The organism is Streptomyces sp. NPDC004752 (genome assembly GCF_053601275.1).
Map to the genome: position 1 here is coordinate 26,776 of NZ_JBSGBN010000102.1, position 6,907 is coordinate 33,682.

The window sequence follows — 6,907 nt, forward strand, 5'->3', positions numbered from 1 at the left end:
GCAGGTCCGTGCTCTCCAAGAACGTCAGCACCGCCACCGCGGCGTTGCTCGCGAGCGCCCCGGCGGGCCCGTATCCGTCGGCCCCGGCGGGCTCGTACCCGTCCGCCACGGCGGGCTCGTACCTGTCGGCCCCGGCAGGCCGGAGAGGGCGGAGTGACGCGGTTCCGGCAGGGACCGACCGCGCGGGGCGCAGCGGGTCCAGCTCGTCGTAGGGCCGCAGCGCCTTCGGCGAGAGCCAGCCCGCCTCCCTTTGCGAAGGCCCCGATCGTCAGCGTCTCCATGCCCCACCCCCGGTGCCGCTCTCCTCGGTTCCCGGCACCGATGCTGCGGCTTCACCAAGCCAAGGCTGAAGGTCGAGCCGGTTGCCGCGGTCGCCGTTGCGGTGGTTAACCTGCGGTCCGATCATCCGCCGATCCCCTACGCCGAGGGAGCCCGCCGTGCCCCGCATCGCACTCGTCACCTACGACCCGGGAACCGAGCCGAACCGGGACCGTGACCTGCCGGTCCTGGTCGAGGCCCTGACGGACGCCGGGGCCGAGGCCGTCGCCGTGCACTGGGACGACCCGGGCGTCGACTGGAGCGGGTTCGACCTCGTCGTCATCCGGTCCACCTGGGACTACAGCCGACGGGCCGAGGAGTTCGTGGCGTGGGCCGAGCGGGCCGGGAAGGCGACGCGGCTGGCCAATCCGGCCGCCGTCGTGCGCTGGAACACCGACAAGCGGTACCTCGGGGACCTCGCCGCGGCCGGTGTGCCCGTCGTGCCGACCCGTTACGTCGCGCCCGGGGAGCGGGCCGGACTCCCGGACGACCACGAGTTCGTCGTCAAGCCCACCTTCGGCGCGGGCGCCCGGTACGCCGCGCGCTACGCACCCGGCGAGCGCGCGGCGGCGCTGCGGCAGCTGGCCCGGATGCACGAGGAGGGGCTGACCGCGATGGTGCAGCCCTACGTCCGCGGTGTCGACGTCGGCGGTGAGCGGGCCGTGCAGTTCTTCGGCGGCCGGCTGCTGCACGCCAGCCGCAAGCGGGCCGTCCTGTCGCCCGGTACGGCGTACGACGCGGAGAAGGTGGCCCACCCCGGCCTGGTGCCGTGGACGCCGTCGTCGGCCGAACTCGCCGTCGCCGAGCGGGCCTTGGCCGCCGTACCGGACGCGCCCGAGCTGCTGTACGCGCGCGTGGACCTGGTCGACGGCGAGGACGGGACACCCCAGGTGATGGAACTGGAACTGATCGAGCCGAACCTCTTTCTGTTCCTGCACCCGGGATCGCTCCCGACGGTGACGACATCGATCCTGAAGGCATCCGGCAACTGACTACAGCCGACCGATCCTGAGCCGACCGATCCTGAGCCGACCGATCCTGCGGCGCCCCAAAGGGGCGCGGGGAACCGCGCGTTCAGCCAGAACTCAGCCACAACTCAGCAGCAGACGAAGGACGGCCCGTCACGGCCCCACGACGGCGGTCCGTTGCAGCAGCCCCCAAGTGAACTCGGCAACGACCTCGCGCCGTGCGCCGCTCGCGTCGGGGGCCGTGAAGGCGAGGCCCCACCGGGTGGGGGCCGTGCCCTCCAGCGGGCGGGCGGGGGCGAAGGCGCGGGCCGCCTCGTCGACCGTGCACGACCAGGGGGTGAGGTCGTCGAGGCCGACGAGGCGCGGGGCGGGGGCGCCCGGCGCGCGGACGAGCCACTCGTTCCAGATCGCGCCCGTGGCGGCGACCAGCACCTCGAAGCGCAGGTCGGGCCAGAGCGGTACGGGCCACAGCCACACCGCGCACTCCAGGTCGCCGATGGTGCGCTTGCCCTCCGACTCGGGCGCGCCGAGCACCGAGCGGTATCGGGAGGCCGCCAGGCGCGGTCTGGGGGAGCGGACCATCGCCTGCCAGCGCTTGTTGGCCTCACGCATGTCCGCGATCGACACCCCCAGTTCGCGCCGGGCGTCCTCGACCAGGTCCGGGTTGTGGTCGGCCATGCGGCGCAGCAGCACCAGCTGGAAGTCGAGCGGGGTGAAGGGGGCGGCGGGGCGCTTGGCGGAGGACGGCATACGCACCATCGTCGCCCACCGGTGCCGTAGGCACCGCTCCCGTACCTACCGGTCCCGTACCCATGGGCCCCGTTCCCACTGGCCCCGCACCTACCGGCCCGTACCGACCAGCCCCGTTCCCATCGGCCCCGTACTCATGGGCCCCGTACCGACCAGCCCCGAACCCGCCCATTGCCGGGGCAATCCTGCATCACTAGCCTATGTTCGCCATGCCGATCGCCTGTTGAAATCTCGAACATAGGCGCTGATCAAGGGAGGAGGCCGGAGATGGGACGCCTCGTACCCGCCGTGACCCGGGCTCTCGACATTCTTGAGCTCTTCCTCGACGGGGACGGAACGCTCTCCGCCCCCGACATCGTGCGCAAGCTCCACCTGCCGCGCACCACCGTGCACGAGCTGGTCACCACGCTCACCGCCCGCCAGTACATCGTGCCCGTACCGGGACAGCCCGGACGGTACCGGCTCGGAGTGCGTCCGTACCAGCTCGGCAGCCGCTACGCCGAGCAGCTCGACCTCGCCGCCGAGGGCCAGCAGGTCGCCCGCTCGGTCGCCGAGACCTGCGACGAGACCGTGCACGTGGCCATCCTGGACGGCACGGACGTCATCTACATCGCCAAGGTCGACTCCACGCACGCGGTGCGCATGGTGTCCGCGGCCGGCCGCAGGCTGCCCGCCCACTGCACCTCGGTCGGCAAGATGCTGCTGGCCTCGCTGCCCGAGCCGGAGCTGGCCGCGCGCATCCCGGACGGCGCCGAGCTGGCCGCCATGACCCCGAACAGCATCACCGACCCCGGCGCGCTGCGCGAGGCACTGGCGGGGATCCGGGAACGCGGTATCGCGGTGGAGAGCCGTGAGTCCAACCCGGACGTCAGCTGCGTCGCGGCCCCGGTCCGCGACCGCTCCGGCCAGGTGGTCGCCGCGCTGTCCATCTCCGTGCCCATGATCCGCTGGAGCGACGAGCGCCTGGCCGAGCTGGCGCACCTGGCCGCCAAGGGCGCGGCCGAGCTGTCGGAGCGCCTGGGCCACCGGAGCGTGGCATGACGGCGTACGAGGTGGCGGTGCGGGCCGAGGCGGCGCTCGGCGAGGGACCGACGTGGGACCCGGCGACGGGCCGGCTGATCTGGATCGACATCCTCGGCATGCGGATCCACACCTACGATCCCGCTGCGGGCCGGCGCACGGTCCGTACGACCGAGCAGCACATCGGCGCCGTGAAGCCGCGCACGGGCGGCGGTCTGGTGCTGAACCTCCGCGACGGGATCGGCCTGCTGGACCCGGACGGTACCTTCCGCTGGCTGCACCACGAGCCGGTGCCCGGCCGCCGTGCGAACGACGCCGCCGTCGCGCCCGACGGCGCGCTGTGGGCGGGCACGATGCGCTACGACGAGACGGCGGGCGGTGGCACGCTGTCCCGGGTCACCGGCGCCGGTGAGGTCCGTACGGTCCTGCCGTCCGTCGCGGTGAGCAACGGCACGGGCTGGAGCCCCGACGGGCGCCTGATGTACTACGTCGACAGCCCCACGCGCCGGATCGACGTCTTCGACTTCGACGGCGAACAGGCCCTGAACCGGCGCCCGTTGGCCGAGATCGAGGAGGGCGCCGGCTTCCCCGACGGCCTCACGGTCGACGCCGACGGCGGTGTCTGGGTGGCGCTGTGGGACGGGGCGGCGGTACGCCGCTACACGCCCGACGGGGCCCTGGACCGCGTACTCACCGTGCCCGTGGCACGCCCGACGGCGTGCGCCTTCGGCGGCGCGGACCTGACGGACCTGTACATCACCACGGCCCGCACCGGCCTGGACCGACCGCACCCGCTGTCAGGTTCGCTGCTGGTGGCCCCGTCCGCAGGCAGGGGCTTGCCTCAGCCACCTTTCGCCGGTTAGCGCCCACGCCGACCAGGGCAGCGCCCCAAAGGGGCGCGGGGCTGTATCAATTTGCGGCTCCGCCGCGATGGGGGTCCCCCCTGTTCGAGCGAAGCCGAGAACTTGGGGGAGCGAGCAACCACGACGCAAGCCGCAGACGACCGACAACACAACACAGCCCACTCAGCGAAGGCCGACGGCTTTCAACTCCTCCGCTGTCAGAGGCGGTCCGCCCAACGCCGGTTTGAGCGGACCCACCGCGGCAGCGAGCAGCACGCTCGGCGCCAGCAGCACCGCCGCGCCGCGCTCCAGCGACGTCACGTCCGTCACCCGGCGGGCGATGCGCCCGTTGCCGGTCGCCGTGTGCATCAGCCGTCCCACATAGGCCGCCGTGATCCGCTCCCGCAGCGTCGGCCCGGTCTCGGTCGCCCCCGGGTAGAAGACGTCCGACCCGGTCGACAGGTCCCAGGCCGCCCGCACCGGTCGGCTCACCGCCCGCTGGATCCGCCGGGCGAGTCCGGGCGTGCCAAGGCCCTGACGGGACATCACCTCCCGCAGGGCGAGCGCCCCTTGGGCGGCCACCGACATACCGTGCCCGTACACCGGGTTGAGTGCGCAGACCGCGTCGCCGAGCACCACGAAGTTCTCCGGCCAGAGAGGCATCCGCTCGAAGAAGTGACGGCGGTTGGCCGTGGTCCTGGTGAACGCGACCTCCTTGCCCAGTGGTTCGGCCCGTGCCAGCAGTTCGGCGATGACCGGGTGCCGCAGCTCCGTACGGGCGTACCGGAGGAAGTCGGCGGCGTCGGCGGTCGGTTCCTGGCCCCGGCAGCCATGGAGGGTGACCATCCACTTGCCGTCCTCGATCGGCATCAGGACGCCGCCCCGTCCGAGCCGCCGATCCCGTGGATCCGCCTGCACGTTGACGATCGGGAACCCGTTCCGCGCCTGTCGCGGCGCCCGGAACAGGCGGGTCGCGTACGCCAGTCCGGGGTTGACCTCGCGCCGCTCGGGGGCGGGCAGCCCGAGAGAGGCCAGCCACTGCGGGGCGCGGGACCCGCGTCCGGTGGCGTCGACGACGAGGCCGGCCGGCAGCGTGCGCTCGGCTCCGTCCCGGTCCCGGATCAGCACCCCGGTGACGGCCGTGTCCGTGCCCACCGGCCCCAACGCCTCGGCCCGCTCGACCAGTTCGATCCGCGGGTCGGCGAGGATCCGCGCGCGCACCACCCAGTCCAGCAGATCCCGGCCGGCGGGCAGCAGGAACGCCGACTGGCTCCAGCGCCGGAACCAGCCGTGCGGCGACAGCACCACCATGTCCGTGGTCACCGGCAGCCGGGTCACCCCGGCCGCCCGCAGCCGTTCGGTGGCGCCCGGCACCAGCCGCTCCAGCGCCCGGGCCCCGCCCGACCACAGCTGGTGCACATGCCGGGCCTGCGGCAGCCCCGTACGCGGTTCGGGCCCGGCGGGCAGCGCGTCCCGCTCGACCACCACGACCCGGTCGGCGAACGAGGTCAGCGCCCGGGCGGCGAGCAGACCGGCGAGGGAGCCGCCGAGGACGACGGCGACGGTGCTGCGGTCATTCATGCGCGGGGACGCTCTCTGCTGGGGCGGAGGCACGCGCGCGCACCGCCTCGATCTCGTCGGGGTGGCGAAGGGCACGGGAGATGGCCCCGATCTCCTGGAGCAGGTGGGTGGTGTCGGGCCCGGTGGTCGTGTCGTACGGTTCGGGCGTGCGAGCGCGCGCCACGGCGTCCAGGATGCTCACCGCCGAGGCCAGCGCCCTCGCCCGGTCCGGTGGGTTGCCCAGCTCCAGCGCGGCCTGGTGGGCCCGTGCGCCCAGGTCCACGTCGATGCGCCGGGACAGGTGCAGCAGCACGTCCCAGATGAAGGTCTCCCGGCGGGTCAGCCGCAGTTCGGGCGTGGCGCGCAGCACGAAGCGCACGCCGCCGCCGCTGACGGTCCGCATCAGCTGGTACAGCGGACGCAGCCGATGGTGGGCGAGCCGGACCCGCCAGCGGTCGTGCAGGTACTGGCCGGCGTGCGGCAGGATGAAGCCGACCGCGATCAGGATGGCGGACAGGGCGGCGACGGGCGGCGCCAGGCCGGTGCTCAGCCAGTCCAGGTCGCCCCCGGACCAGCGGGCCGCGACGGCGGTCAGCTTGGACGCGTCGAAGATCAGGTTCAGTACGTAGCCGGCGCCCAGCAGCTTCAGTCCCCAGCGCAGCCAGGCGTCCAGGCCCTCGGTGCGCACCCAGTTCCAGATCAGCCTGGACGTGATCAGGCACGCCACGAAGTGCGCGATGAGGTAGAGCAGGATCTCCTCGCGCATGAAGGGGGTGGTGGCGTAGTACGTGTCCAGGTCGCGCAGCCGCTCCACGGGCGCGTCGGCCAGCGCGAAAAGCACCCACAGGGCCACGATCACCCCGGAGTAGCCATGGATCACCCAGCGCATCGCGCAGCGCGTGGCGGCCGAGCGTTCCGACAGGCCGTTGCGCCAGACGATGATCAGTAGCAGACAGGAGCCGCAGAACGCGGTGAGCAGCGAATAGCACCAGGGCGCCGAGATGTTCGGCACGCCGGTGACCCGGTTGGTCCAGGCGATCGTGGACGGCGTCACGAACACGAACACCGCGCAGGCGAGCAGCAGCAGACCGCCGACCGCGCGCAGCAGCGGGTCCCGCCACAGCCGGATGATCGTGGGCAGTTTGATCAGCAGGGCGGCGGTCAGTACCGCGGTGGGGATCCAGAAGGAGATGTAGAACTCGCCCAGGAGTCCCGAGGGGTTCAGCGCCAGCGGGGTCACCGGGGTCACCGGGGCGCTCCGCGGCGGCCGCGGTAGCCCAGGGACCGCTGGAGCGGGTCCGGGGGAGCGTCGGCCCCGGCGACACAGGGGCGGCACAGGGTGGCCAGACGGTGACCGAAGTCGTCGGCCTCGGCCTCTTCGGCCTCCCGGGAGCCGTTGCGCGCGGCCACCGTCAGGGCCGCGGCGCGCAGGCCGGGCGTCTCGGCCAG

Annotated in this window: 6 protein-coding genes and 1 pseudogene; 3 read left to right on the forward strand and 4 right to left on the reverse strand. The window is 73.2% G+C overall.

The features are described 5' to 3' along the window. Positions 1-437: 437 nt before the first annotated feature. Positions 438-1,310 carry an ATP-grasp domain-containing protein gene (locus tag ACWEKM_RS33075; RefSeq protein WP_451624952.1) on the forward strand — a complete coding sequence of 291 codons (873 nt, stop codon included), beginning with the start codon at positions 438-440 and terminating at the stop codon, positions 1,308-1,310. A gap of 129 nt (positions 1,311-1,439) precedes the next feature. Here the strand turns inward: ACWEKM_RS33075 and ACWEKM_RS33080 are convergent, their stop codons facing one another. Beyond that, the gene (locus tag ACWEKM_RS33080; RefSeq protein WP_451624953.1) at positions 1,440-2,045 is read right to left on the reverse strand and encodes a hypothetical protein; all 606 of its coding nucleotides are present in this window, start codon (positions 2,043-2,045) and stop codon (positions 1,440-1,442) included. Between the two features lie 258 nt (positions 2,046-2,303). Here ACWEKM_RS33080 and ACWEKM_RS33085 point away from each other — a divergent pair, with 258 nt between their 5' ends. Continuing rightward, a complete protein-coding gene (locus ACWEKM_RS33085) occupies positions 2,304-3,077 on the forward strand; it encodes an IclR family transcriptional regulator (RefSeq protein ID WP_451624954.1) in 774 nt (257 codons plus the stop codon). Continuing rightward, positions 3,074-3,919, forward strand: a complete 846-nt coding sequence (locus tag ACWEKM_RS33090) for an SMP-30/gluconolactonase/LRE family protein (protein ID WP_451624955.1) — start codon at positions 3,074-3,076, stop codon at positions 3,917-3,919. Before ACWEKM_RS33085 ends, ACWEKM_RS33090 begins: the two co-directional genes overlap by 4 nt. Before the next feature lie 162 nt (positions 3,920-4,081). Here ACWEKM_RS33090 and ACWEKM_RS33095 read toward each other — a convergent pair whose 3' ends face one another. The 3 genes and pseudogenes from ACWEKM_RS33095 to ACWEKM_RS33105 form a co-directional block, all read right to left on the reverse strand. Then, positions 4,082-5,479 (reverse strand): FAD-dependent oxidoreductase, encoded by a 1,398-nt coding sequence (locus ACWEKM_RS33095; protein WP_451624956.1) that lies wholly within the window; start codon positions 5,477-5,479, stop codon positions 4,082-4,084. Then, positions 5,472-6,698, reverse strand: a complete 1,227-nt coding sequence (locus ACWEKM_RS33100) for a DUF6545 domain-containing protein (protein WP_451624957.1) — start codon at positions 6,696-6,698, stop codon at positions 5,472-5,474. The genes ACWEKM_RS33095 and ACWEKM_RS33100 overlap by 8 nt, the downstream gene beginning before the upstream one ends. A gap of 5 nt (positions 6,699-6,703) precedes the next feature. Next, positions 6,704-6,907, reverse strand: a pseudogene (locus tag ACWEKM_RS33105) (toxin-antitoxin system, toxin component family protein); the annotation flags it as partial.

Bases quoted from the DNA above. Each gene is read 5' to 3' on its own strand.
- ACWEKM_RS33090 (WP_451624955.1), top strand. From the start codon at position 3,074: ATGACGGCGTACGAGGTGGCGGTGCGGGCCGAGGCGGCGCTCGGCGAG.
- ACWEKM_RS33085 (WP_451624954.1), top strand. From the start codon at position 2,304: ATGGGACGCCTCGTACCCGCCGTGACCCGGGCTCTCGACATTCTTGAG.
- ACWEKM_RS33095 (WP_451624956.1), bottom strand. From the start codon at position 5,479: ATGAATGACCGCAGCACCGTCGCCGTCGTCCTCGGCGGCTCCCTCGCC.
- ACWEKM_RS33080 (WP_451624953.1), bottom strand. From the start codon at position 2,045: ATGGTGCGTATGCCGTCCTCCGCCAAGCGCCCCGCCGCCCCCTTCACC.